This is a genomic window from Bradyrhizobium sp. SZCCHNRI1029 (assembly GCF_032487555.1).
Lineage (GTDB): Bacteria > Pseudomonadota > Alphaproteobacteria > Rhizobiales > Xanthobacteraceae > Bradyrhizobium.
In genome coordinates this window covers 592547-616006 of sequence record NZ_JAUEUK010000005.1, presented here as the reverse complement: position 1 = coordinate 616006, position 23460 = coordinate 592547, and the positions used below count along the sequence as shown (strand labels likewise).

The 23460-nt window shown below is 67.6% G+C and carries 23 protein-coding genes; 13 read left to right on the top strand and 10 right to left on the bottom strand.

The annotated features are described in order from the left end of the window. Positions 1-545: 545 nt before the first annotated feature. Positions 546-941, bottom strand: a complete 396-nt coding sequence (locus QW861_RS17815) for a GFA family protein (protein WP_316172713.1) — start codon at positions 939-941, stop codon at positions 546-548. A gap of 346 nt (positions 942-1287) precedes the next feature. Between QW861_RS17815 and QW861_RS17810 the strand changes: the two genes are divergently transcribed. After that, positions 1288-1854 carry a hypothetical protein gene (locus tag QW861_RS17810; RefSeq protein WP_315825903.1) on the top strand — a complete coding sequence of 189 codons (567 nt, stop codon included), beginning with the start codon at positions 1288-1290 and terminating at the stop codon, positions 1852-1854. Between the two features lie 59 nt (positions 1855-1913). On the opposite strand, the gene QW861_RS17805 is transcribed toward QW861_RS17810, so the two are convergent. From QW861_RS17805 to QW861_RS17785, 5 genes are read right to left on the bottom strand one after another with little or no spacing between them, the layout of a single operon-like run. Beyond that, the gene (locus QW861_RS17805) at positions 1914-5087 is read right to left on the bottom strand and encodes a CusA/CzcA family heavy metal efflux RND transporter (RefSeq protein ID WP_316172714.1); all 3174 of its coding nucleotides are present in this window, start codon (positions 5085-5087) and stop codon (positions 1914-1916) included. Then, on the bottom strand, positions 5080-6063 hold the full coding sequence (ihpB, locus tag QW861_RS17800) for a divalent metal ion exporter adaptor subunit IhpB (RefSeq protein WP_315713695.1): 984 nt from the start codon (positions 6061-6063) through the stop codon (positions 5080-5082). Before ihpB ends, QW861_RS17805 begins: the two co-directional genes overlap by 8 nt. Further along, positions 6060-7328 (bottom strand): divalent metal ion exporter subunit IhpA, encoded by a 1269-nt coding sequence (gene ihpA, locus QW861_RS17795; protein WP_316167311.1) that lies wholly within the window; start codon positions 7326-7328, stop codon positions 6060-6062. The genes ihpB and ihpA overlap by 4 nt, the downstream gene beginning before the upstream one ends. 58 nt (positions 7329-7386) lie before the next feature. Continuing rightward, positions 7387-7806: a hypothetical protein gene (locus tag QW861_RS17790; protein ID WP_315752156.1), complete on the bottom strand. Its 420-nt coding sequence runs from the start codon at positions 7804-7806 to the stop codon at positions 7387-7389. Between the two features lie 21 nt (positions 7807-7827). Continuing rightward, the gene (locus tag QW861_RS17785; protein WP_316167309.1) at positions 7828-8415 is read right to left on the bottom strand and encodes a LysE family transporter; all 588 of its coding nucleotides are present in this window, start codon (positions 8413-8415) and stop codon (positions 7828-7830) included. A gap of 282 nt (positions 8416-8697) precedes the next feature. Here QW861_RS17785 and QW861_RS17780 point away from each other — a divergent pair, with 282 nt between their 5' ends. From QW861_RS17780 to QW861_RS17745, 8 genes are all read left to right on the top strand, one after another. After that, on the top strand, positions 8698-10173 hold the full coding sequence (locus QW861_RS17780) for an amidase (protein ID WP_316172715.1): 1476 nt from the start codon (positions 8698-8700) through the stop codon (positions 10171-10173). Positions 10174-10378: 205 nt separating this feature from the next. Next, positions 10379-10558, top strand: a complete 180-nt coding sequence (locus QW861_RS17775) for a DUF2256 domain-containing protein (RefSeq protein WP_315713691.1) — start codon at positions 10379-10381, stop codon at positions 10556-10558. 4 nt (positions 10559-10562) lie between these two features. After that, on the top strand, positions 10563-11015 hold the full coding sequence (locus QW861_RS17770) for a DUF3429 domain-containing protein (protein ID WP_315825897.1): 453 nt from the start codon (positions 10563-10565) through the stop codon (positions 11013-11015). A 65-nt stretch (positions 11016-11080) separates the two neighbouring features. Then, complete coding sequence (locus QW861_RS17765) at positions 11081-11830, top strand: aspartate/glutamate racemase family protein (RefSeq protein WP_315825896.1); 750 nt, start codon at positions 11081-11083, stop codon at positions 11828-11830. A gap of 216 nt (positions 11831-12046) precedes the next feature. Next, positions 12047-13132, top strand: coding sequence for an ABC transporter ATP-binding protein (locus QW861_RS17760; RefSeq protein WP_315825895.1), 1086 nt, complete (start codon positions 12047-12049; stop codon positions 13130-13132). A 25-nt stretch (positions 13133-13157) separates the two neighbouring features. Continuing rightward, positions 13158-14204 (top strand): ABC transporter substrate-binding protein, encoded by a 1047-nt coding sequence (locus QW861_RS17755; protein ID WP_006615317.1) that lies wholly within the window; start codon positions 13158-13160, stop codon positions 14202-14204. Positions 14205-14208: 4 nt separating this feature from the next. After that, entirely contained in the window at positions 14209-15078 is an 870-nt protein-coding gene (locus QW861_RS17750; RefSeq protein ID WP_315713686.1) for an ABC transporter permease, read from the top strand. Then, positions 15075-15890, top strand: coding sequence for an ABC transporter permease (locus QW861_RS17745; protein WP_315713685.1), 816 nt, complete (start codon positions 15075-15077; stop codon positions 15888-15890). Before QW861_RS17750 ends, QW861_RS17745 begins: the two co-directional genes overlap by 4 nt. A gap of 194 nt (positions 15891-16084) precedes the next feature. On the opposite strand, the gene QW861_RS17740 is transcribed toward QW861_RS17745, so the two are convergent. Then, complete coding sequence (locus tag QW861_RS17740; RefSeq protein WP_316172716.1) at positions 16085-16426, bottom strand: hydroxyisourate hydrolase; 342 nt, start codon at positions 16424-16426, stop codon at positions 16085-16087. Positions 16427-16455: 29 nt separating this feature from the next. On the opposite strand from QW861_RS17740, the gene QW861_RS17735 reads away from it, so the two are divergent. Then, on the top strand, positions 16456-17649 hold the full coding sequence (locus QW861_RS17735) for an MFS transporter (protein WP_316172717.1): 1194 nt from the start codon (positions 16456-16458) through the stop codon (positions 17647-17649). Beyond that, complete coding sequence (locus tag QW861_RS17730; RefSeq protein WP_316172718.1) at positions 17636-18988, top strand: amidase; 1353 nt, start codon at positions 17636-17638, stop codon at positions 18986-18988. The genes QW861_RS17735 and QW861_RS17730 overlap by 14 nt, the downstream gene beginning before the upstream one ends. On the opposite strand, the gene puuE is transcribed toward QW861_RS17730, so the two are convergent. The 3 genes from puuE to QW861_RS17715 form a co-directional block, all read right to left on the bottom strand. Continuing rightward, on the bottom strand, positions 18979-20406 hold the full coding sequence (gene puuE, locus QW861_RS17725) for an allantoinase PuuE (protein WP_316172719.1): 1428 nt from the start codon (positions 20404-20406) through the stop codon (positions 18979-18981). The genes QW861_RS17730 and puuE overlap by 10 nt on opposite strands. A 5-nt stretch (positions 20407-20411) precedes the next feature. Continuing rightward, positions 20412-20768: a hydroxyisourate hydrolase gene (uraH, locus tag QW861_RS17720; protein ID WP_315713680.1), complete on the bottom strand. Its 357-nt coding sequence runs from the start codon at positions 20766-20768 to the stop codon at positions 20412-20414. Between the two features lie 81 nt (positions 20769-20849). Next, positions 20850-21755, bottom strand: a complete 906-nt coding sequence (locus tag QW861_RS17715) for a LysR family transcriptional regulator (protein ID WP_315752165.1) — start codon at positions 21753-21755, stop codon at positions 20850-20852. Between the two features lie 131 nt (positions 21756-21886). On the opposite strand from QW861_RS17715, the gene QW861_RS17710 reads away from it, so the two are divergent. Both QW861_RS17710 and QW861_RS17705 read left to right on the top strand, forming a co-directional pair. Next, complete coding sequence (locus QW861_RS17710; protein ID WP_316172720.1) at positions 21887-22825, top strand: ring-cleaving dioxygenase; 939 nt, start codon at positions 21887-21889, stop codon at positions 22823-22825. Beyond that, complete coding sequence (locus QW861_RS17705) at positions 22822-23454, top strand: alpha/beta hydrolase (protein WP_316172721.1); 633 nt, start codon at positions 22822-22824, stop codon at positions 23452-23454. Before QW861_RS17710 ends, QW861_RS17705 begins: the two co-directional genes overlap by 4 nt. The last annotated feature ends 6 nt before the right edge of the window (positions 23455-23460 follow it).

The window sequence follows — 23460 nt, the reverse complement described above, 5'->3', positions numbered from 1 at the left end:
AACTCCAGCAGAAGCGCTTGACGAGCTGCTGTCACGAATGAAAACACTTGGTGTTGCGACCACCGCTTGAGCCCGCCCCCGGCCCTCCCTGCGCGATGGCGCTACGGCTGCTTCGCGTTCTCCCCGGTGCGCCGGGCTTTTGGGTCACCGTCACCCACGCGGCGCCATTGGCGCCAGCGCAGGCTTGATACTGGCATCGGAGTATCAGGACCACGCGACTTGACCGTGCGAGCCGATGTTGTTCGTCCGCGCGAATGACCACGCTGCAAACCGGCCCGCCCATCACATCCCACCTCCACGCTTCGTGACGACCGCGCAGCGCCCCTCGTCGATGAGGCGGGACAGCGACAAACAATCACGATTTTCCGAAATTGCCAAGCAGGATATTTTTCCTGCCGGGACTGGACAGCCCAAATCAGCCTGAACTTGCTCGTGAAATCGGATTCCGGACGCAGCGGCGATCGGGCGGATATGAAGCCTCGACAGGCTTGTCCGATCTCGGCGTGAGGGGCATGAGTCGCCCGACGAGCGGCATTCTGATTGCGTCAGTCCTCGACGCGCAGCCCGTCACCATCGACGTACCAGTCGGCACGTGACGCCCAATGCACATGGCGATCGGGAACGGCGCCGAGCGGCTCGTCGAAACTCCCGGCGGGAATGATCGCCTCGCGGCCGCTGCGCGTCAGATGCGGCATCGGGCTGCCGCAAGTGCTGCAGAAGGCGGTGGCGAAGCTGCGCGCCTGCGGCAGGTCGAACCGTGTGACGTTCGCCTTGCCCCGCATCCAGCGCAGCGCCGACGCCTTGACGATGACCTCACAGGAGTGCGCCGTGCCGCTGGCCTTGCGACAGCGCGAGCAATGGCAATTGAGGAAGTTGTCGAACGGCCCATCGACCTCGAAGCCGACCCGGCCGCAGAGGCAACTGCCGCGGAACGTGGTCATGACGATCTCCTGTCGTGGTCTGGAACGGAATGCCCAAGAGCGCGGCACGCGTGGAGGATGTTATTTATCCTCATTACATCTTTGTGGCTATTAGGACGACTGAAGGCCGGCCGCGGTCGCCGCGCTGTTAGTAGGTAGTCTGATCTTCCCAAGGCGGAACATCCATTTGTTGTGAGTCATTCTCGACGTCGAGAGTCAATCACTTCGAATGATTTGGAACCAGCCCGAGCGGGCAGCGCCGTCCCGCATTTGCATGGCTCGGGGGTGATTCGGTCACTTTGAGGACATGTTTGGACGTTGATTGGCGCGCGGCAGGGGGATTTCACAGTGTACAGGAGTCCTCCGAATGTACCGCGTTGTAATTGTCGTCGCCGCATTGCTGGCTCTCTCCGTTCAAGCCGAGGCCCGTCCTCGTCACCATCATCATCACTACTCGTACCGTCACCATCACTCCTTCATGAACGCCATGGCCTCGATCCCCGGCGAGGGCCGCGTCGTCGGTGGCCGGCCGTCGGGATGCCCGCATGCCTTCTGCGGCTGCGAAGCGTCGCTCTACACGTTCGGCCGGGTCATTCCCGAGTTGAATCTCGCATCCAACTGGCGTCGCTTTCCACGCGCGGCTCCCGCACCGGGCATGGCGGCGGTCCGCTCCGGCCACGTCATGATCCTGCAGCAGCAGGTCGCCGGCAATGTCTGGTATGTGCATGACGGCAATTCCGGCGGTCACGTCACCCGCGAGCATCCGCGGTCGATCGCCGGCTACGCGATCGTGAACCCGAACGGCGGTTCCACGATGTTCGGCGCAGCGGCTCGTGTCACGCGCGAGGCCCGTGCGCCGAGATATCAGCGGTTCGCCCGCAATGCACGCTCCGACGGCTGGATGGCCAGCGCGGCGCCGATGGCCTTCAACTAGGTCCCGACGCCGTCGCGGGCGGGCGGCATGCAGCTATCAAGTCGGGAACTGCATGCCGCTTATGCCGACGCGGACCGCGCCTCGCGTCTGAACAGCACGTAGAGCGCCGGCAGCACCAGCAGCGTCAGCATCGTCGACGAGATGATGCCGCCGATGACGACGGTGGCGAGCGGGCGCTGGACCTCGGCGCCGGCGCCGGTCGCGATCGCCATCGGCACGAAGCCGAGCGAGGCGACCAGCGCCGTCATCAGCACCGGCCGCAATCGCGCCAGCGCGCCCTCCTCCACCGCGGCCCGCACCGAGCGTCCCTCCCGGCGTAGCCGTTCGATGAAAGCGATGATGACCAGGCCGTTGAGCACGGCGACGCCTGACAGCGCGATGAAGCCGACGCCGGCCGAGATCGACAGCGGCAGGCCGCGCAGCAGCAGCGCCGCGATGCCGCCGGTCAGCGCCAATGGCACGCCGGAGAACACCAGCGCGGCATCGGCGAACGAACCCATGCTCATGAACAGCAGCAGGAACACCAGCGCGAGCGCGATCGGCACCACGATCGTGAGACGCTTGGTCGCCGACACCAGTTGCTCGAACTGTCCGCCCCAGCCGATCCAATAGCCTGGCGGCAGCTTGACCTTCTCCGCGACGGCGGCCTGCGCCTCGGTCACGAACGAGCCGAGGTCGCGGGCGCGAACATTGGCTGACACGACGATCCGCCGCTTGCCGTTCTCGCGGCTGACCTGGTTCGGCCCCGGCGCCGAAGCCACGGCCGCGACCGACGACAGCGGCACGTAGCGCGGCTGTGCGGCCGAGGAGAAGGCGGTGCGCAGCGGCGCGGCATTCGCCTCCTCACCCGCCGGCAGTGGAATCGGGATCGCGCGGATCGCATCGAGATTGCCGCGCAGACGCTCGGGGAGGCGGACGACGATGTCGAAGCGGCGGTCGCCGTCGAACAGCTTTCCGGCCGCCTTGCCGCCGATCGCGATTTCGACCACGCTCTGCACCTCGGCCACGCTGAGGCCGTAGCGCGACAGCGCCTGGCGGTCGATCCTGACCGTCAGGATCGGCAGCCCCGCGACCTGCTCGGTCTTGACGTCGGTCGCGCCATTGACGCCGCGGATCGCGGCTTCGACCTGGCGCGCCGCGCCCTGCAGGATATCGAGATCGTCGCCAAAGATCTTGATACCGACGTCGCTGCGCACGCCGGAGATCAGCTCGTTGAAGCGCAACTGGATCGGCTGCGAGATCTCGTAGTTGCTGCCGGGGATCTCGTCGGCCGCCGCCTCGATCTCGGCGACGAGCTGCGCCTTCGGCTTCGCCGGGTCGGGCCACGCCTGGCGCGGCTTCAGCATGATGTAGCCGTCACCCTGCGACGGCGCCATCGGATCGGTCGCGACCTCGGCCGTGCCGATGCGGGTGAACACGTCCTTCACCTCCGGGATGCGTCGCAGCCGCGCGTCCAGCGCCTTCTGCAGGTCGACCGAGAGGGTGAGGCTCGTTCCGGGGATGCGCAGGGCCGCGAGCGCGACGTCGCCCTCGTCAAGGCTCGGAATGAACTCGCCGCCCATGCGCGTCGCGGCAAAGCCGCTCGCCGCGACGATCACCACGGCCAGGGCTACGACCATCAGGCGGTGCGCGATCACGCCGCGCAGCAGCGGCGCGTAGACCCGCCGCGCGCCGCGCATGATGAGGTTCTCCCGCTCGGATACCTTGCCGGTGACGAAGATCGCGACCGCTGCCGGCACGAAGGTGATCGAGAACAGCACGGCGGCACCGAGCGCCATCAGCACCGTCAGCGCCATCGGCGTGAACATCTTGCCCTCGACGCCGGTCAGCGTCAGCACCGGAAGATAGACCACGGCGATGATGCCGGTGCCGAACAGGCTCGGCCCGATCACCTCGCGCGCGCCGCTGATGATGGTCTGCAACCGCTCGGCGGTCGTGAGCAGTCCGCCCTTGCGATGCTGCGCCTGGGCCAGCAGCCGCAGGCAGTTCTCGACGATGATGACGGCGCCGTCGACGATGATGCCGAAATCGATCGCGCCGAGGCTCATCAGGTTGGCGCTCACCCTGCTCTCGACCATGCCGGTGATGGTCATCGCCATCGACAGCGGGATGATGCAGGCTGTGACCAGTGCGGCCCGGATGTTGCCGAGCAGGAGGAACAGCACGACGACGACCAGCGCGGCGCCTTCGAGCAGGTTCTTCTCCACGGTGCGGATCGTCGCTTCGACCAGATGGGTGCGGTCATAGAGCGTGCGCGTGACCACGCCCTCGGGCAGCGACTTCGCGATGTCGTCGAGCCGGGCGGCGACGCGGCGCGCAACGGCGCGACTGTTCTCGCCGATCAGGAGCATCGCCGTGCCCAGGATCGCCTCCTCGCCGTTGAGCGTCGCCGCCCCCGTGCGCAGGTCGCGCCCTTCGGTCACCTCGGCGACGTCTCCGATGCGCACCGGCGTGCCGCCGCGGGCGCCGATCACGATGTCCTTCAGCTCGGCGGCGCTGCCGACCTGGCCGGGCGCGCGCACCAGATATTGCTCGCCATTGCGCTCGATATAGCCGGCGCCGACATTGGCATTGTTGGACGCCAGCGCCGCGATCACGTCACGGAAGCTGATCTTGTAGGCCATCAGACGGCCGGGATCGGGCAGCACGTGGAATTGGCGCTCGAAGCCGCCGATCGTGTTCACCTCGATCACGCCCGGCACGCCGCGCAGTTGCGGTCGGATGATCCAGTCCTGGATGGTGCGCAGATCGGTCGGCGAGTAGTCGGTGCCATCAGGCGTCTTGGCGCCGGGCTTGGCTTCGACCGCATACATGAAGATCTCGCCGAGCCCGGTCGAGAGCGGTCCCATCGCGACCTCGACGCCCGGGGGCAGCTGATCCTTGATCTGCTGGATGCGCTCGTTGACGAGCTGGCGCGCGAAATAGATGTCGGTGCCGTCCAGGAACACGACGGTGACCTGGCTCAACCCATAGCGCGACAGCGAGCGCGTGTAGTCCAGCTTCGGCAGGCCGCCCATCGCGGTCTCGACCGGGAAGGTGATGCGCTGTTCGGTCTCGAGCGGCGAGTAGCCGGGCGCCTTGGTGTTGATCTGCACCTGCACGTTGGTGATGTCGGGCACGGCGTCGATCGGCAGCCGGGTGAAATTCCAGGCGCCGAAGCCGGCGGCGGCGAGCGCAGCGATCAGCACCAGCCAGCGCTGGCGCACGGCGAACGCGAGGACCGCGTCAATCATGCTCGGCCTCCCCCTTGCCCATCTCCGCCTTCACCACAAAGCTGTTCTCGGCGACGTAGTGTTCGCCGGCGGCGAGGCCATCGCGGATTTCGACATAGGTCGGGTCGGACTCGCCGGTGACCACGGGGCGCGCCTCGATCTTGTCGCCCTCCTCGCGCACGAACACGACGGTCTTGTTCTCCAGGGTCTGGATCGCGCTCGCGCGGACCGCCACGGCGACGCTGCGCTTGGCGAGAACCAGCCGCGCGGTGACGAACAGGCCCGGGCGCAGCCGGCCGTCGGGATTGGCCAGCACGACGCGGGCAAGCGCGGTCTGCGTCTCGCTGGCGCCGACGGGGGCGATGTAGGACACGTGGCCGCGGATCGCGCCGCGTCCGTCATCTGGATCGATCAGCACCTCGTCGTCGAGGCGGACGCGCCGGAGATCCTGGCGATAAATCGACAGGTCGACCCAGATCGTGGAGAGATCCGCGACCACGAAGGCCGGCTTCTGCTCGGAGGCGTATTCGCCGAGCGAGATCTGGCGGTCGATGATGGTGCCGCCGATCGGCGCCTTGAGATCATACGAGGTCAGGCTCTGATTGCTCTCGATCGCGGCGAGCAGCTCGTCCTTGGCGACGGTGTCGCCGATGCGCTTTTTGATGGCACGGACGATGCCCGGAAAGCGCGGCGTCACCTGCACCAGCGCTTCCTGATTGGCGCGCAGCACGCCGTTGAACGCCAGCGTATCCGACAAGGTCGCAGGGCCGGCTTCGGCGAGCGCGACGCCGGCCGCGGCGAGCTTCACGTCGCTGATGCGGATGCGGTCGGCGCCATGCTCGTCCTGCTCGACATGGTCCTTCGGTGCCTTCTCGGCATGATCGGCATGGCCGACGGTTGCCTGGGCCTGCGGCTCCGCCTCGACCAGCAGGCGCGATGCGCCGGCGCCGGCGGCGGCCGCCAGGATGACAATGAGGATGACGGTGGATGGTCTCATCGCGCAGTCTCCCGTTCCAGGGTGAAGGGACGGCCGACCAGGCCTTCGATCGTCGCCACGGCGACATGGATGTTCTGCAGCGCCTCCTGCTCGCGCAGCCGCGCCTGCGCCACGCTCGCCTGTGCGTCCAGCACCTCGAGCAACGAGAAGCGGCCGGCGCTGTAGCCCTGCGCGATCTCGTCGGCCGCCTCCTGCGCCTTCGGAATTGCGATCTCGCGCAGCACGGACAATTCCCGCAGCGAGCCCTGCAGCGAGTCGTAGGCGCGGCCGGCGATCACCAGCAGCGCGTTGCGGTTGGCCTTGCGCTCGGCTTCGGTCTTGGCGAGGCTTTCCTGCGCCGAGAGGATGTTGCCCTGGTTCTGGTCGAACACCGGGATCGGCACGGAGACGCTGAGCCTGACGGCGTCGTCCTGCGTGTCGTTGAAATGCCGCCAGCCGGCACCGATGCGGACGTCGGGGTACGGCTTCAGCCGCGCCAGCAGCAGCTCGGCATTGCGCTGCGCGTAGACCGCGGTCCAGCGGACGAGCTGCGGATTGGCATCGATCGCCGCGATCACGGTCTGGAACGCCGGCGGCTGGCCGGTCGCATCGAACCGCCCGGTGACGGCCGAGAGCTTCGCCGAGCTGTCGCCGATCAGCACGGCGAGCTCGCGGCGTGCGCTCGAAAGCGTCGCCTTGACGCGCTCGCGATCGGCTCGCACCAGCGCCGAGGCGACCTCGGCGCGGCCGGTCTCCGCCGGCGACGACGCGCCCGCCTCGACGCGACGGCGCAGCAGCGGCGTCAGGCGATCGAGCGCTGCGACCTGATCGTCGAGGATCTGGATGCGCCGCTGCGTGGCGAGCACCGTCACGAAGGCGATCGCGGTCTCCGACAAAATCTCCAGCCGTACCGCCTGGCGCTGGATCTCGGCGGCGCGCACGCCGGCCTGGCCGGCGGCGATGCGGGCGTCGCGCTTGCCGAACCATTCGAACGCCTGGCTGATCTGCAAGGTCGTCTCGGCCGATCGCGTGCCGCGATATTGACCCGAGCCGAATGAATTGTCCTGCTCGTAGGACAGCTCGGGATTGAGCAGCGCGCCGGCCTGGAGCCGCTGGCCGGAGGCGATGCCGATGTCGCGGTCGGCGGCGGATAGCCGTGGATTGGCGGCGAGGGCGCGCGACAGCGCCGCGCGGAGGGTCAGCGTCTGCGCCGCGGAGGCGTGCACGGACAGAGCGAGCAGGGCTGCGGCGCCGATGGCACGCGCAGCCATCCCGGGGAATGGCATGAGATGAACCTGTCTGGGCGGGCAAGGATGGACGGCATCGGCCGTCCGGCACGTTGCGTCAGCTCAGGCGTTTTGGCGGCGGAGACTCGGACTCGGGGAGGACGCCTGCACTGAGCAGGGGAACGGCCCAGCCGGTTGCGGCCACGACCTCGGCCGGGACGGCGGCGAACTGCGGCTGCGGCACGGCCACCGAGAAGCAGCCATGGCAATGATGGTCGGCGATGCCGCGCTGATCGGTGTGGCCCGCTCGGTCGAGCAGCGACGCGATCTCCGGCTTGCCCGCGGAGGGATGGGCGACGTCGATGTCACAAGCGCCGTGCAGCGCGCCCGCGAGGACATAGGCGAGCATCAGGCAGGCAGCCACGATCCGGCGCAGCATGCGCGAACGGCTCGTGATGTCTCGTTTGCCAATGCTGCGCACCGCGCCCCCTGTTCGGCGAGCGGATAGCACGTGGCCGGCGCGGTTGTCGATCAGCAACAATGTAACAAGCGGAACCGCTCATGGCGCGCCAAGGGCGGGCGCCAGGATCACGCAGGCGAGCAGCGCCAGGGCCGCAGCGCTGCAGCGATAGCCGAGCCACGCCGGCACGACATGTCCGAGACCGCAGCGCAGCGTCGCGCCGAGCACGATCCAGGCTCCTCCGATCGTCGCGGTCGAGAGCCCGAGCACGACCAGGAACGGCCATAGGCTCGCCGCATCGCCTTCCGGCGGCAGCAAGGTGAAGGCGAAGATGATGGCCTTTGGATTGAACAGCGTCGTGATGAACACGCCGCGCAGGGTGACCGGCGCCGCATCGCTTGCGCCGCTGCTGCTGCCATGGCGCCAGAGCGCGGCCGCGAGGTGCAGCAGATAGAGCACGACCACGACACGGAGAGCATGTCCGACCAGCGGCGCGGTCGCAACGAGCGGACCGAGCGTGATGCGCAGCGTCGCGATCGCGAGCAGATAGCCGGCAAGCTCGGCGAGCAGCAGATGAACGGAGGCGCGCACGCCACGACTCGCACCGGCAGTGGCGAGCAGCGTGTTGGTTGGGCCGGGCGTGACGAGCAGCGCGGCGCCCGCCGCGCCGAAGGTCAGGATATCCATGACCGCATCAAGCACGCGCGCCATGCGCCGGCCTTGACGAGCGTCAACGTCCGGCGCCGCGGGCCGCAGTCCCGTTTTCCGGAACGGCTCGTATGTCGGCTTCATTGCGCACGATGGTCGGCCGCGCCGCATGATAGGATCGTATGGCAGCATGCAGGGCGATTGATTGACTTGGCTCTCGTGCAAACTAAGGTTCGCGGCGCCGGAAGTGGAACAGCGCCTGATCATCGCACCGTTCGGACGCGTAGCATCGATGGTCGGCGCGCAAGGATCGGAAGACAGATGACGTTGGCGATGAGCTGGGACGAGTGGGCCCGGCATGATGGCATGGCGCTGGCGGCGCGCGTTCGCAGCGGCGAGCTGACGGCGGCGGAGCTGGCGCGGCAGGCGGCTGAAGGCATTGCCCAGGTGGATCCCGCGCTATCGGGCGTGGTCGAAGTCTTCGCCGACGCCGTCGAAGATCCCATCAAGGCGGGCGCCAATGCCGACGGCGCCTTCGCCGGCCTGCCGTTCCTGATGAAGGATCTCGGACCGACCATGGCCGGACGCCTACAGGAGCAGGGCTCGCTGTTCATGCGCGGCAACCGTCCCGCCGCCGACACGCACCTGACGGCGAAGATGCGCAAGGCCGGCCTCAACCTGATGGGTCGCACCACCACGCCGGAGTTCGGCGTCTGCAGCTCGGCCGAGAACCCGGCCGTCTACGTCACGCGCAATCCGTGGAATACCGACTACACGACCTGCGGCTCGTCGGCCGGCAGTGCCGCGATGGTCGCCGCCGGCGTGGTGCCGATCGCGCATGCCACCGATGGCGGCGGCTCGATCCGGATTCCCGCGGGCGTCAACGGCAATATCGGGCTGAAGGTCTCGCGCGGCGTGTTCTCGATCGCACCGCATCTGTCGGATCTCTCCGGCCTCGTCTCGATCCAGGGCTGCCAGTCGCGCAGCGTGCGCGACACCGCGGCGTTCGTCGACCATTGCCGCGGCGGCGCGCCGGGCGAGTTCATGCCGTACTGGACCACGCCGGAGCCTTACGTCGAGCTGATCAAGCGCGATCCCGGCAAGCTCAGGATCGCGCTGTCGCATCAATGGGGCGACTATCGCGCCACGCCGCACATCGCTTCAGAGCTGGCGCGTGTCGGCAAGTTCCTCGAGGGCCTCGGCCACCACGTCGGCTACGCGCTGCCCGACGTGGACTATCGCGCCGCATTCGCGGCGCAGACCACCTGCTACATCTCCAACTTCGCGATCGTCATCAACAACCTGCTCGCGTCGCGCAAGCTCGAGCGGCCGCCGGCCGAGCTGATCGAGCCGATCAACATCCGGATCTGGGAGGCCGGCCGCGATACCAGCTTCGCCGAGCGCGCGGCGATGCAGGCGGTGTTCAACACCACCTCGCGCGCCTTCGGCGCCTTCTTCGAGGACTGGGATATCATCCTGACCCCGATCACCGCGCTGCCGACCCCGATGATCGGCACCACCGAATATCTGACGATCAGCGACAATCCGGACGTGCTCGACTGGTTCGAGAATCTCTGGCGCAACTTCGCGTTCACGCCGCTCGCCAACCTCTGCGGCGTTCCGGCGATCTCGCTGCCGCTCGCGACCAACGAGCACGGCCTGCCGCTCGGCATCCAGGCGATCGGCAAGCAGGCCGACGACGGCCTGCTGCTGCAGTTGGCCGCCCAGATCGAGCGCGCGATCGAGGGCAAGTGGAACGGCGGTACCACGCCCGCCGTCCACGTGACCAAAGCCTGAGCCGCAACCACGAGCGCCCCGCGGGCCACTGATCCGGCGGCGCTCATCGATCGTTGTTCAGCGTGGACGGTGCCGGCCGGAGCCGGCGCGTCGCACTGATCGGCGAGGGCGAACGTGACGGACGAGCGGATTGCGACGCGTTCCGGCAGGGAGGCGGCAGATGCCGCCCTGCCCCGGCGCGGCATCTGGGTCGCGTGGTGACGCCATGCCGAAGATGCGGCGCAAGGCCGACTTGCCGACCAGGATATGCGCTGCGTGCGGCCGCCCGTTTGCGTGGCGGCGCAAATGGGCACGCGACTGGAACGAGGTGAGATACTGCTCGGACCGCTGCCGATCCGACCGCGGCCGGACGCCCACTGCGATCGCCAGGAGCCGCGGAGGCTAGCGTCATGATGTCCGGCGTCCCCGCTCCGATGCGCATTCTCGGCCTCGCCGGGCTGATTCCGTTCGCGGGCCTCGCGGTCTTGGCGATCGCAGGTGACGATCCGATCCGGCTGGCCGCGCTGCGCGCGCAGATCGGCTATGGCGCGGTCATCGTGAGCTTTCTCGGCGCGATCCATTGGGGCGTCGCCGTGCAGACGCCGGCGCTGGCAGGCTGGCCGCGCATGAGCTGGGGGGTGATGCCGTCCCTGCTCGGCTGGGTCGCGCTGTTGCTGCCGGCGCTGCCCGCGTTGGTGCTGCTCGCAGCCGCGCTGCTGACCGCGTTGGTCTACGATGAGTTCAGCTTCGGCGGCGACGATCGACAGGCCTGGTTCCTGAAGCTGCGGCGGCTGCTCAGCCTTGGTGCAATACTGTCTCTGCTCGCCACGCTGATAGGCATCGTGGTCAAGGGCGCGCTCTGACGGCCACCGTTGTGGACAATGCGGCAATCCCTCGGGCAAGCTCGCATATCCACTCGCGAGGCGCCATGAACATCCTGCTGCTCAATCCCAACATCCGCACCGACATCACCGACCTGATGCTGCAGGTCGGCCGGGAGGCTGCTGCGCCCGGCACCACCCTGATCCCCTGCACCGCGCCGCGCGGCGTGCCCTACATCGCCACCCGCGCCGAGGCGCAGATCGGCGGCGCCGTCGCACTGGAGATGCTGGCGGAGCGTCACGGCACCTTCGACGCTGCGATCATCGCCGCGTTCGGCGATCCCGGCCTGTTCGCGGCGCGCGAGCTGTTCGACGTGCCGGTGATCGGGCTTGCGGAGGCCGCAATGCTGACGGCCTGCATGGCCGGACGGCGCTTCGCGATCGTCACCTTCGCGCAGGCGCTCGGCCCCTGGTACGAGGAGTGCGTGCGCATGCACGGGCTGATGGAGCGCTGCGCCGGCATCCGCATGCTCGACGGCAGCTTCAAGCAGATCTCCGACGTGCAGCATGAAAAGGAGGAGCTGCTGGTCGAGCTGGCGCTGCGCGCGGTCGAGGAGAATGACGCCGATGTCCTGATCTTCGCCGGCGCGCCACTGTCGGGGCTCGCCGCTCGGGTCGCGCATCGCATTCCCGTCCCCGTGGTCGATCAGGTGATCGCCGCGGTGAAGCAGGCCGAAGCACTGCTCGCCTTGAAGATGCGCAAAGCCACCGCCGGCACCTTCCGCCGCCCCGCCGCGAAGCCGACGACAGGCTTGCCCGAGGCGCTGGCCGCACGGCTGGAGCATCGCGACGGTTAGCTGGACGGCACTGTTAGTGGGCTTGCTCGATCCGTGCCTCTCCCCGCAAGCGGGGCGAGGGAGCGCATCGCCGTCGGCGCACGCCCGTGCCTCCTAGCTGGAATGGCATCTTAATACTGGCGTACCTGTCATATCCTCTTTTGTACACAAGCAGCCGCCACTGCCTGAAAAGGCGGCACGCTTCTTGCTTTTTCAAACGAATAGAGCAGGAAGCCCATGGCCAGCGTATCGGAAGCCAAGTCGCTCGTTCTGGATCGGATCACGCACCGCTTCGCCAGCGGCACGATGGCCGTCTCCGACATCAATCTCGACGTGAAAGGCGGCGAGATCATCGCCCTGCTTGGGCCCTCGGGCTGCGGCAAGACCACGCTTTTGCGCATCATCGCCGGCTTCATCGGCCAGAGCGAGGGGCGCGTCATCATCGGCAACGACGTCGTCGACGCGCTGCCGCCCAACCGCCGCGCCGTCGGAATCGTGTTCCAGAACTACGCCCTGTTTCCGCATCTCTCGATCACCGAGAATGTCGGCTACGGCCTCGCCGCGCGCGGCGTCGACAAGGCGACGCGCAACAAGGAAGCGCAGCGGCTGCTCGACATGGTGCAGCTCGGCCCGTTCGGCGAGCGGCTGCCGCGGCAGTTGTCCGGCGGACAGCAGCAGCGCGTGGCGCTGGCGCGCGCACTGGCGATCAAGCCGTCGATCCTGCTGCTCGACGAGCCGTTCGCGGCGCTCGACAAGAATTTGCGGCTCGACATGCAGATCGAGGTCAAGCGGCTGCAGCGCATGGCGGGCACCACAACCTTGATCGTGACGCACGACCAGGAGGAGGCGCTGTCGATGGCCGACCGCGTCGCCGTGCTGAGCCATGGTCATCTCGAGCAGTTCGGCACGCCGTCCGAGATCTACGACCAACCGCAGACGCTGTTCGTGAACAGCTTCGTCGGCACGGCGAACAAGATGAAGGGGACCGTGATCGCGACCGACGCGGGCAGTGTCAAGGTTGGTCTGGAGGCCGGCGGCGAGATCATCGCGCGCGCACCGCATCCGGTCAGTGCCTCAGACAAGGTCACCGTCTGCCTGCGTCCCGAGCACCTCACCTTCGTCAGCGACGACACCGGCTTTGCCGGCGAGATCGGCATGGCGTTGCCGCTCGGCGCCACCGTCGTCCACGAGATCAAGGCCAAGGACGGATCCAGCATCAAGATCTCGCAGGCCCGCACCGGCGGCACGCCGCTGCGCGAGGCCGGCGCCCCGGTGCGGGTCGCACCGATCGCACCCGGCCTCGCCACCGTCTTCCCGCAATAGACCAACAGACACATCGGAGTGGAACATGATGCTTGATCGCCGCCGGCTCCTGACCAGCGCCTTGACGCTGGGAGCCATGCACGCCTTCCCGGGCTTGAGCCTCGCGCAGGCGCGGCCGCTGGTGTTCGCGACCTTCACCGGCAGCTGGGAAGAAGCACATAAAGCCGTGCTCGTCCCTGCCTTCCGCAAGGCCAACGCCGATGCGGCGATCGTGCTCGATCCGATGCTGTCGGTCGACCAGATCGCCAAGGTCAACGCCGCCAAGGCCAATCCGCCGATCGACGTCATGCTGCACGACCCGGGTCCGGCGCTGGTCGCGATCGGCCAGGATCTCGTCGAGCCCTACCCAGCCGACAAGAGCACCTATTTCAAGGACCTGATTCCGGAAGCGCAGGACGCGATGGGCCCGGCGCCGTTCTTCCAGGTCGTCGGCCTCACCTACAATCCAGAGACGGTGAAGACGCCGCCGACCTCGTGGGCCGATCTGTGGAAGCCCGAGTTCAAGGGCAAGGTCGGCATCACCAATCTGAACTCCACGCTCGGCACCGGCTGGCTGGTCGAGATCGCGCGCATGCGCGGCGGCTCGGAAGCCAATGTCGACGAAGGCTTCAAGGCGCTGGAGGAGCTGAAGCCGAACCTCGCCGCCGTCGCCGCCAATCCCGGCGCGCTGGCGACCCTGTTCCAGCAGGGCCAGATCGACATCTCGCCCGGCAACTTCAACGCCATCCAGATCCTGAAAGCGCGCGGCGTGCCCGTCGAGTTCGTGGCGCCCAAGGAAGGCGCGATCGCCTTCAAGACCACGATCCACATCGTCAAGAACTCACCGAACAAGGAGCTTGCCTTCAAGCTGATCGAGGCGGCGCTGTCACCGGAGGTGCAGACCACGCTGATGAACTCACCGTATCTGATCGTGCCGACCAACACCAAGGTCGCGATGTCCGGCGAGATCGCAAAGGTGCTGGCCAAGGACACCGCGGAGCTGAAGAAGAAGTTCGTGTTCCAGGATTGGAAGAAGATCAACGAGCAGCGCGCGTCCTGGATCGAGAAGTTCAACCGCGACATCAAGATCTGACGCGATGAAGAGCGCCACGACCGCACCTGGAGACGTGACCAGCTTCAGCCTAGGGCTTGCTCTGCCCTTGGGCCTGGTGTTCGCGATCTTCTTCGTGCTGCCGCTGGCGCAACTTCTTTTTCTCTCGCTGCACAACGACACCGCGGCGACGGTGTGGGGGCTCGGCCAGTACGTCAAATTCCTGACCGACCCCTTCAGCCTCGCCGTGCTCGGCTCGACGCTTCTGCTCGGCGCCGAGGTGACGCTCGCCTGTCTCGTGCTCGGCTATCCCATCGCCTGGCTGTACCAGCGCTCCGGCAGCCGGGTGCAGACCCTGATCATCATGATCGTGCTGCTGCCGCTGCTCACCAGCGTCGTCGTCCGCACCTTCGCCTGGATCGTGATCCTGGGCCGGCAGGGCATCATCAACTCCGTGCTGCAATCGCTCGGGCTGATCGGCACGCCGCTGCGCATGATCTACACGCAAGGCGGACTGGTCGCGGCGCTCGCGCAGGTACAGATGCCGCTGATGGTGCTTCCCCTGATCACCGCGATCGGCCGCATCGATCCCAATCTCTCCGACGCCTCGGCCTCGCTGGGCGCCGGAAGCTGGCGCACCTTCGTCAAGGTGATGCTGCCGCTGTCGATGCCAGGCATCATCGCGGGCTGCACCCTGACCTATGCGGCTGCGATCACCGCTTTCATCACGCAGTCGCTGGTCGGCGGCGGTCAGATGCTGTTCATGCCGATGTATCTGTATCAGCAGGCCTCGACCTTGCAGAACTGGCCGTTCGCGGCGGCGATCTCGATCATCTTCCTGTTCGCAGTGCTCGCCATCGTCGCGCTGTTCTCGACACTCGGGCGGCGTGCGCGCGGCTATGGAGACGCCAGATGAGCCAGCGCCAGCGCAACTGGGAAGCGCTGAGCTTCCAGATCGTGATGACGGTGGTTGCCGTGCTGGCGCTGATCCTGATCGTGTCGCCGTCGCTGGTCGTGGTGATCGTCTCCTTCACGTCCGGCTTCTCGCTGAAATTCCCGCCGCCGGGCTATTCGACCCGCTGGTACGTCGAATTGTGGAACGCCTGGCAGCTGCAGTTCGCCGCACGCAACAGCGTCGTCGTCGCGCTATGGTCGACGGGTCTGTCGATCATGCTCGGCGTCGCCGCGGCGCTGGCGATCTCGCGCTCGAAGACGCTCACGGCGAAGCTCCTGGACTCGTTGTTCATGTCGCCGCTGGTACTGCCGGCACTCGCCTTCGGCTTGGCGGCGCTGATGTTCTTCTCGCTGATCGGCCTACCGGTGTCGCTGCTGACCCTGGTGATCGGCCACACCATCGTCTGCGTGCCCTATGTCGTCCGCAACACCGTCGCGGCACTGGCCCAGCTCGAGCCGACCCTGCTGGAAAGCTCGGCGATCCTCGGCGCCTCCAGGCTCTACACGTTCCGCCGCATCGTCTTGCCGCTGATCCGCCCCGGCATCATCTCCGGTGCCTTCATCGCCTTCATGTCATCGTTCGACAACGTGCCGGTGTCGCTGTTCCTGCGCGACGCCGCCACCGACATGCTCCCGATCCGCATGTGGCAGGACCTCGAAGGCAAGCTCGACGTCACCATCGCCGCGCTGTCGAGCGTGCTGATCATTGCCACGATCGCGCTGATGACGATCATGGAGCGCACCACCGGACTGTCGAAGCGGCTGACGGGTTGAGGCTGAGTGCCCGTTCCTGAAATTGGGAGTTCGTGCCCGTCCAACTCCAAGCCGTCATGGCCGGGCTTGTCCCGGCCATCCACGTCGGCCGGCGATCGTGGATGGACGTGGATGCCCGGGACACGGGCATGACGAGTATTTCCTTGGCAGGCAGGATCGTCCAACCATCAGCGTACGACGGCGCGAGCTGTACCTCAGGCCCCACGGAAGATCGAATAGCCCCAGGGAGTGAATTTGAGCGGCAGATGAAAGTGCTCCTCGACCTTGTCGATCGCGAAGCGAAACGGCACTGTGGTGAGGAATTTCGTCTGAGCGCCAGTCCCGAAGAACTCGCCGACATGAAACAGCACCTCATACTCGCCGGCGGTCACGCCGTCGCCCTCGACGACCGACGCCTGCAGAGTGCCATCGGCGCCGAGCTGTCCCTCCGCGAGCAGCGTGCGATCGGGCATCACGCGCCAGATCGCGACGCGCAGGCCACGCGCGGGGCGCCCGTTCGCTACATCAACCGCATGAACCGAGATTCCACCGGCCATTTCGTGCTCCGCCATCAGGTTGTCGCGGCATGATAGCCGCGAAGCAAGCATCAGCGCCAGCGCCGCCGCTGTGGCCTGCAGTCGCTGCGATGACCGCGCTGCAGGCCCTGGTGTCGCTGGCGCTGTTCGCGCCGGGCGTCGTGGCGCCGCGCGCTGGACTGAGCATCGAGCAACTGTCGCTGTTCTCCACGACAGCCTTCACCATCAGCCTCGTCTCCTCGTTCTGGGGCGGCACGCTGGTCCAGCGCGTCGGCTCGCTGCGCGTGGCGGCCCTGTGCGCGGTCGCCGTCTGCGCTGGCATGTCGCTGGCGCTGTTCGAGAGCGGATGGGCGCTGCTCGGGGCCGGGCTGATGCTCGGCCTTGCGGTCGGACCGGAGACGCCGGCAAGCTCGGCGCTGCTCGGACGGCTCGTGCCGGCCGAAAAGCGCGCGATGGTGTTTTCGATCCGGCAGACCGGCAACCAGATCGGCGCCGTCGTCGGCTCGCTACTGCTGCCGCCGATCGCCGTGCTGCTGGCGCCGAGCTCCGCCTATGCCGCCGTGATCGTCTGCGCCGCCATCGCCGTCGCCGGCTTCGAGCGTCTCAGACCGGCCTATGCCATGACGCCGCCAACCATGCCGCGGCTCGGCCTGTTCGATCGATTGCGACTGATCAGCGCCGACCGCCGCATGGCCGCGCTCGCCGTCGCCTCGATTCCGTTCAGTGGCATGCAGGTCATCCTCAACACCTGCTTCGTCAGCTTCGGCACGTCAGAGCTCGCGCTGAGCCATGTCGAGGCCGGCTGGGTGCTGGCGTCAGCGCAAGGCGCCGGCCTGATGGGACGGCTGGGCTGGGGCGTGGTCGCGACACGCCTGCGCTCGGCGCGCGCCGTGCTGGTGATGGCGGGCGTGGGCATGGCCGTCTGCGCGCTGCTGCTCGGTCTCTGCGGGCCGCTGCTGAGCCGATCGATCCTGATCCTGCTCACGATCGTGTTCGGGCTGACGGCGAGCGGCTGGAACGGCGTGTTCATCGCCGAGATCGCCAATCTCGCCAAGCCCGGACGCGTCGCCGAGGCGACAGGCGCAGTGCTCACCGCCTCGTTTCTGGGCCTCGTCGCCGCGCCGCTGCTCGTCGCGCTGCTGACTCCCCGCGTGGGACTCGGCGGCAGCTTCGTCGCGCTCGGATTGACGGCGGCCGCAGGCACAGCCGTACTGCTGATGGAGCGATCCCATGCGCGCGAGTGACATCGCAGGCGCCGTCATGGCACGGCGGAACACGGCCAGAGAGATCGCCGAGCAGGCGCTGGCGCGGATCGCGGCGGCCCATGACCTCAACGCCGTCGTCACCACAGATCCGGCGCGAACGAGCGCCGAGGCCGATGCCGTCGATGCGCGCGTGGCCGCCGGCGAAGCAATGCCGCTCGCCGGCGTGCCGATCGTGGTCAAGGACAACATCTGGGTCGAGGGCTGGCGCATCACGCAGGGCTCGCGGCTGTTCGCTGATTTCATCGCGCCCGAGGATGCGATCGCGATCGCGCGGTTGCGCCGCGCTGGCGCCGTGATCATTGGCATCGGCGCAACTTCCGAGTTCGCCTGCAAGGGCGTGACGACCTCGCGGCTGTTCGGACCGACCGTTCATCCGCAGGACCGGCAGCTCACGCCCGGAGGCTCGTCGGGCGGTCCCGCCGTTGCGGTGGCGGCTGGGCTCGTGCCGCTCGCGATCGGCACCGATGCCGGCGGCTCGAGCCGCCGGCCGCCGGCCCATGTCGGCGTGGTCGGCTTCAAGCCGTCGTTCGGCGCCATTCCCTACGGCCCGGGATTCCCCGAGCCATTCTGGCGCATCTCGGTGATTGCGCCGATTGCGGCCGATGTCGGCGATGCCAGACTTGCGTTCGAGATCATGGCCGGCGCCGATCCGCGCGATCCTGATACGTTCGATGTGGCCGCGGCGGATCATGCAACGCCGCCGCGCGTGGCGTTCTCGCCGCGGCTCGGGCTGGACGTCGCGGTCGATGGCGACATCAGCGCTGGCCTGCAGCGGGCGGTCGACCGCCTCCGCGCCGGCGGCATGCCGATCGTCCACAAGGATCCCGTCTGGCCGGCGGGCCTTGCCGAGGACGCGGTGATGCCGCTCCAGCATGCCGGGCTGGCCGCGCTCTACGGCGATGCCTTCCACAGTGATCCGGCGCAATTCGATCCAGATATCGCCAAGCAGATCGAGCGCGGGCTCGGCCTGAGCGGCGCCGACGTCGCGCGTGCGCTCGAGGCAAGCGCGCAGATCGCGCGGGCCTTCGCAAGCTTCTTCACGCAGGCCGACGTGCTGCTGGCGCCGACCGTGCCCTGCGTCGCCTGGCCATTCACGCAGCTCGGCCCATCCAAGATCGGCGGCAAGCCGGCGAGCCCGCGCGCGCATGCGGTGTTCACGCCTTACGCCAATCACGCCGGCGTGCCGGCGATCTCGATCCCCTGCGGCGCCAACGTTCACGGACTGCCATTCGGTCTGCAACTCATCGCGGCCCGCGGCCGCGACCGCCTGCTGCTCGATGTCGCTGCCGACGCCGAGCGGATCCTTGCTCAGTCCTGATCGAACTTCTTCGCCAGCCGGGCCCGGGTGATGTGACCGATCTGGTCGATGGCGTTGGCGATCTCGGTGTCCGGGTCGTTGCCGATGCGACGCTCCATCTCGGCGATGACCGAGGGGCGGTCGGCGTGCAGCGCCAGAGCGACGATCAGCGGCATGCCGAACTTGTCGCGATAGCGGCGGTTGATGTCGGCGACGCGCTCGAACTCGGCGCGCGACAGCGAGATGAAGCCGAGCCGACCCTGCTCGCCGATCGAGTCGTTCGTCATCTCACCCGCCAGTGCCTCGCGGCCGGCGAGCTCCGGATGGGCGCGGATCAGCTTCAGCTTCTCGTCGCGGCTCATGGCGCGGACGACGTTCATGAGCGTCGTATGCAGCGCATCCGCGGCGTCGTCGAATGCGGACAGGCCGGCGCGATAGGCGCGGTCGGCAATCTCCGGGGAGTGCTCGAAGATGTCGCCATAGCGCTCCACGAACAGCACGCGCGACATCTGCGAGGGCCGCCACGCGCCGGCCGGCGGATGCGTCCGGATCCAGTGCCGCGCGATGTCGAGCCGGGTCGCGACCCAGACCTTGTCATGACCCGTGATGTAGTCGAGGAAGCGCGCCAGCGCGGCCGCGCGCCCGGGGCGGCCGACCAGCCGGCAGTGCAACCCGACCGACATCATGCGCGGGCTCTCCGCGCCCTCCGCGTAGAGCGTATCAAAACTGTCCTTCAGATAGGCGAAGAACTGGTCGCCGGAATTGAAGCCCTGCGGGGTGGCGAAGCGCATGTCGTTGGCATCGAGCGTATAGGGCACGATCAGTTGCGGGCCGTGCGGCCCTGCGATCCAGTACGGCAATTCGTCCGCATAAGAATCGGCGCTGTAGACGAAGCCCTGCTCGTTCAACACGATGTCGAGCGTGCGCTCCGACGTGCGGCCCTGGTAGAAGCCGAGCGGCCGCTCGCCCGTCAGCTCGGTATGGAGCCGGATAGCCTCCTCGATATCGGCGCGCTCGTCGACCTCGGGGACATCGCGGTAGTCGATCCATTTCAGGCCGTGGGAGGCGATCTCCCAGCCGGCTTCCTTCATCGCAGCAACAGCATCCGGATTGCGCGCCATCGCGCTCGCGATGGCGAACACCGTCACCGGCAGCTTGCGCGCGGTGAACATCCGCCACAGCCGCCAGAAGCCGGCGCGCGAGCCGAATTCGTAGATCGATTCCATGTTCATGTGGCGCTGGCCCGGCCACGGCTGGGCGCCCACGATCTCGGAGAGGAAGGCTTCGGAGGCAGCGTCACCGTGCAGGATGTTGTTCTCGCCGCCCTCCTCGTAGTTGATCACGAACTGCACCGCGATGCGGGCATCGCCGGGCCAGCGCGGATGCGGCGGCGTGCGGCCGTAGCCGACCATGTCGCGCGGATAGACGTCAGCACTCATCCGGATCAGCTCCCGCGATAGGTCTGGTAGCTCCAGGGCGTCGCGAGCAGCGGCACATGATAGTGCGCGCCGGCGTCGGCGACGGAAAAGCGGAGCGGGATCAAGTCCAGAAACAGCGGGTCTTCAGAGGCGAGGCCATGGGCCTTGAAATAAGCTCCCATATGGAAGGTCAGCATGTAGGTGCCGGTGGTGAAGTCATCGGCCGCCAGCACCGGCTGGTCGGTGCGCCCGTCGGCATTGCTCCGGACCTGCTTGACGCGGCGCCAGGAGCCGTCCGGCTCGAGGACATCGAGATCGATCGCGACGCCGGCCGCGGGCTTGCCCCTGACCGTATCCAGAATATGCGTGCTCAGCCGCCCCATGCATCGTTCCCTCTGCTGCCGGTTCGGAACACTATCAGCGCCAGGTTAAAGGTTCGAGGCGATTTGCAGTTCAGTCTCAGCCTACGGGCTGGTCACGTCGCGCTCCTTGCCGAAGCGCTCGACCAGGAAGTCGATGAACAGCCGCACCTTCACCGAGAGGTGCCGCGTCGGCGGATAGATCGCATACAGCGCGAGCGGCGGCGCGGCGTAATCGGCGAGGATCGCGGTCAGCGCGCCGCTCTCGAGCGCGTCCGCCGCAATGAAGCGCGGGATCAGCGCAATGCCCTGTCCCCTGATGGCGACGTCGCGCAGCACCTCGGCATTGTTGACGCACAACGACCACGCCGGCTGGACCCAGTGGTCGCCGTCGCGGCCGGTGAGCTTCCACTGATTGCCGGTCAGCAGGAAACCGTAGGTGAGAGAGGTGTGACGACGCAGCTCCTCCGGGCTGCCAGGCGTGCCGTGCCGCGCGAGATAGGCCGGCGCGGCGCAGATCACGCGCTCCACCGGCATGATCCGCCGCGCCACCAGGCTCGACGATTCCAGCTCGGCGATCCGCAAGGTCACATCGAAACCGTCCTGGACCGGATCGAGCAGGTCGTCGCTCAGCACGATCTGCAACTGCAGCTCGGGATAGCGGGCCATGAAATCGGCGACGACGGGACCGAGCCGCATGGTGCCGAACGACATCGGCGCATTGACGCGCAAGAGCCCGCGCGGCGCGGCCTGCGACTGGCTGACGGCCTGATCGGCGGCGTCGAGCTCGGCGAGAATCGAGACTGCACGCTCGAAATAGAGCTGGCCGGTCTCGGTCGGGCTGGCATGGCGGGTGGTGCGGACGATCAACTGCACGCCGAGGCTCTGCTCAAGCTCGCCGATATATTTCGAGATCGCCGAGCGCGACAGCCGCAACTGCCGGCCGGCCTCGGCGAAGCTGCCGCTCTCGACCACCTTCACGAAGGCCCGCAGGCTGCTCAGCTTGTCCATAGGCCCGCCATTGTCGCCAAATCGTAGACAGAGACGTCACAAGAGCACGGATTGTCTCCAAATCAAAGCCGGCCAATATTGTGCCCAGGAAATCAACGGCCCTTTCGGCGGCCCATCGACAGGAGACCCACATGCCCGGACTGCACCACGTGACTGCGATTGCCGGCGATCCGATCCGCAATTTCGGCTTCTACACCCGCGACCTCGGGCTGCGCTTCGTCAAGAAGACGGTCAATTTCGACGATCCCGGCACCTATCATTTCTACTACGGCGATGAGACCGGCCGCCCCGGCACCATCCTGACCTTCTTCCCCTGGGCCGGCGTGCGGCCGGGCCGCCGCGGCGTCGGCGAGACCCACCAGACCGCGTTCCGGGTTCCGCAGCGCTCCCTTGGCTACTGGACGCAGCGCCTGACCGAGAAGGGCATCGCCTATGAGGCGCTGGAGAAGCGCTTCGGTGAATCCGTGCTGCCGTTCGCCGATCCGGACGGCATGGCGCTCGCGCTGGTCGGCGTCCCCGGCGCGGAGAACGAGCCCGGCTACAGCAATGGCGACATTCCGGCCGAGCACGCGATCCGCGGCTTCCACGGCGTGACCCTGCTGCTCGACTCCGCCGAGAAGACCGCCGCCGTGCTGACCGATGTGTTCGGCTTTGCAGAGCAAGGCCGCGAAGGCTCGGTCATCCGCTTCAAGGCGCCGGGCGACGCGCAGGGCAGCGTGGTCGACATCTACGAGGCCAAGGGCTTCCTGCGCGGCGCGCAGGGCGCCGGGTCGGTGCATCACATCGCCTTCCGCGCCGCCGATGACGCCGCACAGGGCGTGATGGCGCAGCGGCTGGTCGATCGCCACGGCCTGCATCCGACCGAGCAGAAGGACCGCAACTACTTTCGCTCGATCTACTTCCGTGAGCCTGGCGGGGTGCTGTTCGAGATCGCGACCGATATCCCGGGCTTCGCGGTCGACGAGCCGGTCGCCGAGCTCGGACGAAACCTGAAGCTGCCCGCTTTCCTCGAATCGCACCGCAAGCAGATCGAAGGCGCGCTGCCCAACCTCGAAGAGGCCGCATCATGACCGTGGCATTGTCCTTCACCCACCGCTTCCAGCCCGGACGCACACCGGGAGCAGCTCCACTGCTGCTCCTGCACGGCACCGGCGGCGACGAGAACGATCTGCTGCCGCTCGGCGCCACGCTGTCGCCCGGCGCCGCCCTGCTGTCGCCGCGCGGCCAGGTGCTCGAGCATGGCATGCCGCGCTTCTTCCGCCGGCTTGCCGAGGGCGTGTTCGACGAGGACGACGTCCGCCGACGCGCGCTGGAGCTCGGCGCCTTCATCGGCGAGGCGCGTCAGCACTACGGGATCGGAGCGCCGGTCGCGGTCGGCTATTCCAACGGCGCCAACATCGCCGCCGCGCTGCTGCTGCTGCAGCCGGAAGCGCTGACCGGTGCAGTGCTGTTCCGCGCCATGGTGCCGCTGGCGCATCCTCCGGCCGCCACGCTCGCGCGCCGGCCGGTGCTGATGCTGTCGGGGCTCGCCGATCCGATCGTACCCGCCAGCAATTCGGCGAAGCTGTGCACGCAGCTCACCGAGGCCGGTGCCGACGTGACCCACACGACGCTTCCGGCGGGGCACCAGTTGTCGCAGGCGGATGTGACGCTGGCGCGCGACTGGCTCGCCGGACTGCCGCAGGCGATCGCCGCCTGAAGACGC

What these genes read in the sequence shown, in the direction of transcription:
- puuE (WP_316172719.1), bottom strand. Translation starts at nt 20,406, where the DNA reads ATGAGTGCTGACGTCTATCCGCGCGACATGGTCGGCTACGGCCGCACG.
- QW861_RS17815 (WP_316172713.1), bottom strand. Translation starts at nt 941, where the DNA reads ATGACCACGTTCCGCGGCAGTTGCCTCTGCGGCCGGGTCGGCTTCGAG.
- QW861_RS17715 (WP_315752165.1), bottom strand. Translation starts at nt 21,755, where the DNA reads ATGGACAAGCTGAGCAGCCTGCGGGCCTTCGTGAAGGTGGTCGAGAGC.
- QW861_RS17770 (WP_315825897.1), top strand. Translation starts at nt 10,563, where the DNA reads ATGATGTCCGGCGTCCCCGCTCCGATGCGCATTCTCGGCCTCGCCGGG.
- QW861_RS17760 (WP_315825895.1), top strand. Translation starts at nt 12,047, where the DNA reads ATGGCCAGCGTATCGGAAGCCAAGTCGCTCGTTCTGGATCGGATCACG.
- ihpA (WP_316167311.1), bottom strand. Translation starts at nt 7,328, where the DNA reads ATGCCATTCCCCGGGATGGCTGCGCGTGCCATCGGCGCCGCAGCCCTG.
- QW861_RS17710 (WP_316172720.1), top strand. Translation starts at nt 21,887, where the DNA reads ATGCCCGGACTGCACCACGTGACTGCGATTGCCGGCGATCCGATCCGC.
- QW861_RS17755 (WP_006615317.1), top strand. Translation starts at nt 13,158, where the DNA reads ATGATGCTTGATCGCCGCCGGCTCCTGACCAGCGCCTTGACGCTGGGA.
- QW861_RS17775 (WP_315713691.1), top strand. Translation starts at nt 10,379, where the DNA reads ATGCCGAAGATGCGGCGCAAGGCCGACTTGCCGACCAGGATATGCGCT.
- QW861_RS17810 (WP_315825903.1), top strand. Translation starts at nt 1,288, where the DNA reads ATGTACCGCGTTGTAATTGTCGTCGCCGCATTGCTGGCTCTCTCCGTT.
- QW861_RS17805 (WP_316172714.1), bottom strand. Translation starts at nt 5,087, where the DNA reads ATGATTGACGCGGTCCTCGCGTTCGCCGTGCGCCAGCGCTGGCTGGTG.
- QW861_RS17735 (WP_316172717.1), top strand. Translation starts at nt 16,456, where the DNA reads ATGATAGCCGCGAAGCAAGCATCAGCGCCAGCGCCGCCGCTGTGGCCT.
- QW861_RS17765 (WP_315825896.1), top strand. Translation starts at nt 11,081, where the DNA reads ATGAACATCCTGCTGCTCAATCCCAACATCCGCACCGACATCACCGAC.
- QW861_RS17740 (WP_316172716.1), bottom strand. Translation starts at nt 16,426, where the DNA reads ATGGCCGGTGGAATCTCGGTTCATGCGGTTGATGTAGCGAACGGGCGC.
- QW861_RS17705 (WP_316172721.1), top strand. Translation starts at nt 22,822, where the DNA reads ATGACCGTGGCATTGTCCTTCACCCACCGCTTCCAGCCCGGACGCACA.
- QW861_RS17785 (WP_316167309.1), bottom strand. Translation starts at nt 8,415, where the DNA reads ATGGATATCCTGACCTTCGGCGCGGCGGGCGCCGCGCTGCTCGTCACG.
- QW861_RS17745 (WP_315713685.1), top strand. Translation starts at nt 15,075, where the DNA reads ATGAGCCAGCGCCAGCGCAACTGGGAAGCGCTGAGCTTCCAGATCGTG.
- QW861_RS17730 (WP_316172718.1), top strand. Translation starts at nt 17,636, where the DNA reads ATGCGCGCGAGTGACATCGCAGGCGCCGTCATGGCACGGCGGAACACG.
- QW861_RS17780 (WP_316172715.1), top strand. Translation starts at nt 8,698, where the DNA reads ATGACGTTGGCGATGAGCTGGGACGAGTGGGCCCGGCATGATGGCATG.
- QW861_RS17750 (WP_315713686.1), top strand. Translation starts at nt 14,209, where the DNA reads ATGAAGAGCGCCACGACCGCACCTGGAGACGTGACCAGCTTCAGCCTA.
- ihpB (WP_315713695.1), bottom strand. Translation starts at nt 6,063, where the DNA reads ATGAGACCATCCACCGTCATCCTCATTGTCATCCTGGCGGCCGCCGCC.
- uraH (WP_315713680.1), bottom strand. Translation starts at nt 20,768, where the DNA reads ATGGGGCGGCTGAGCACGCATATTCTGGATACGGTCAGGGGCAAGCCC.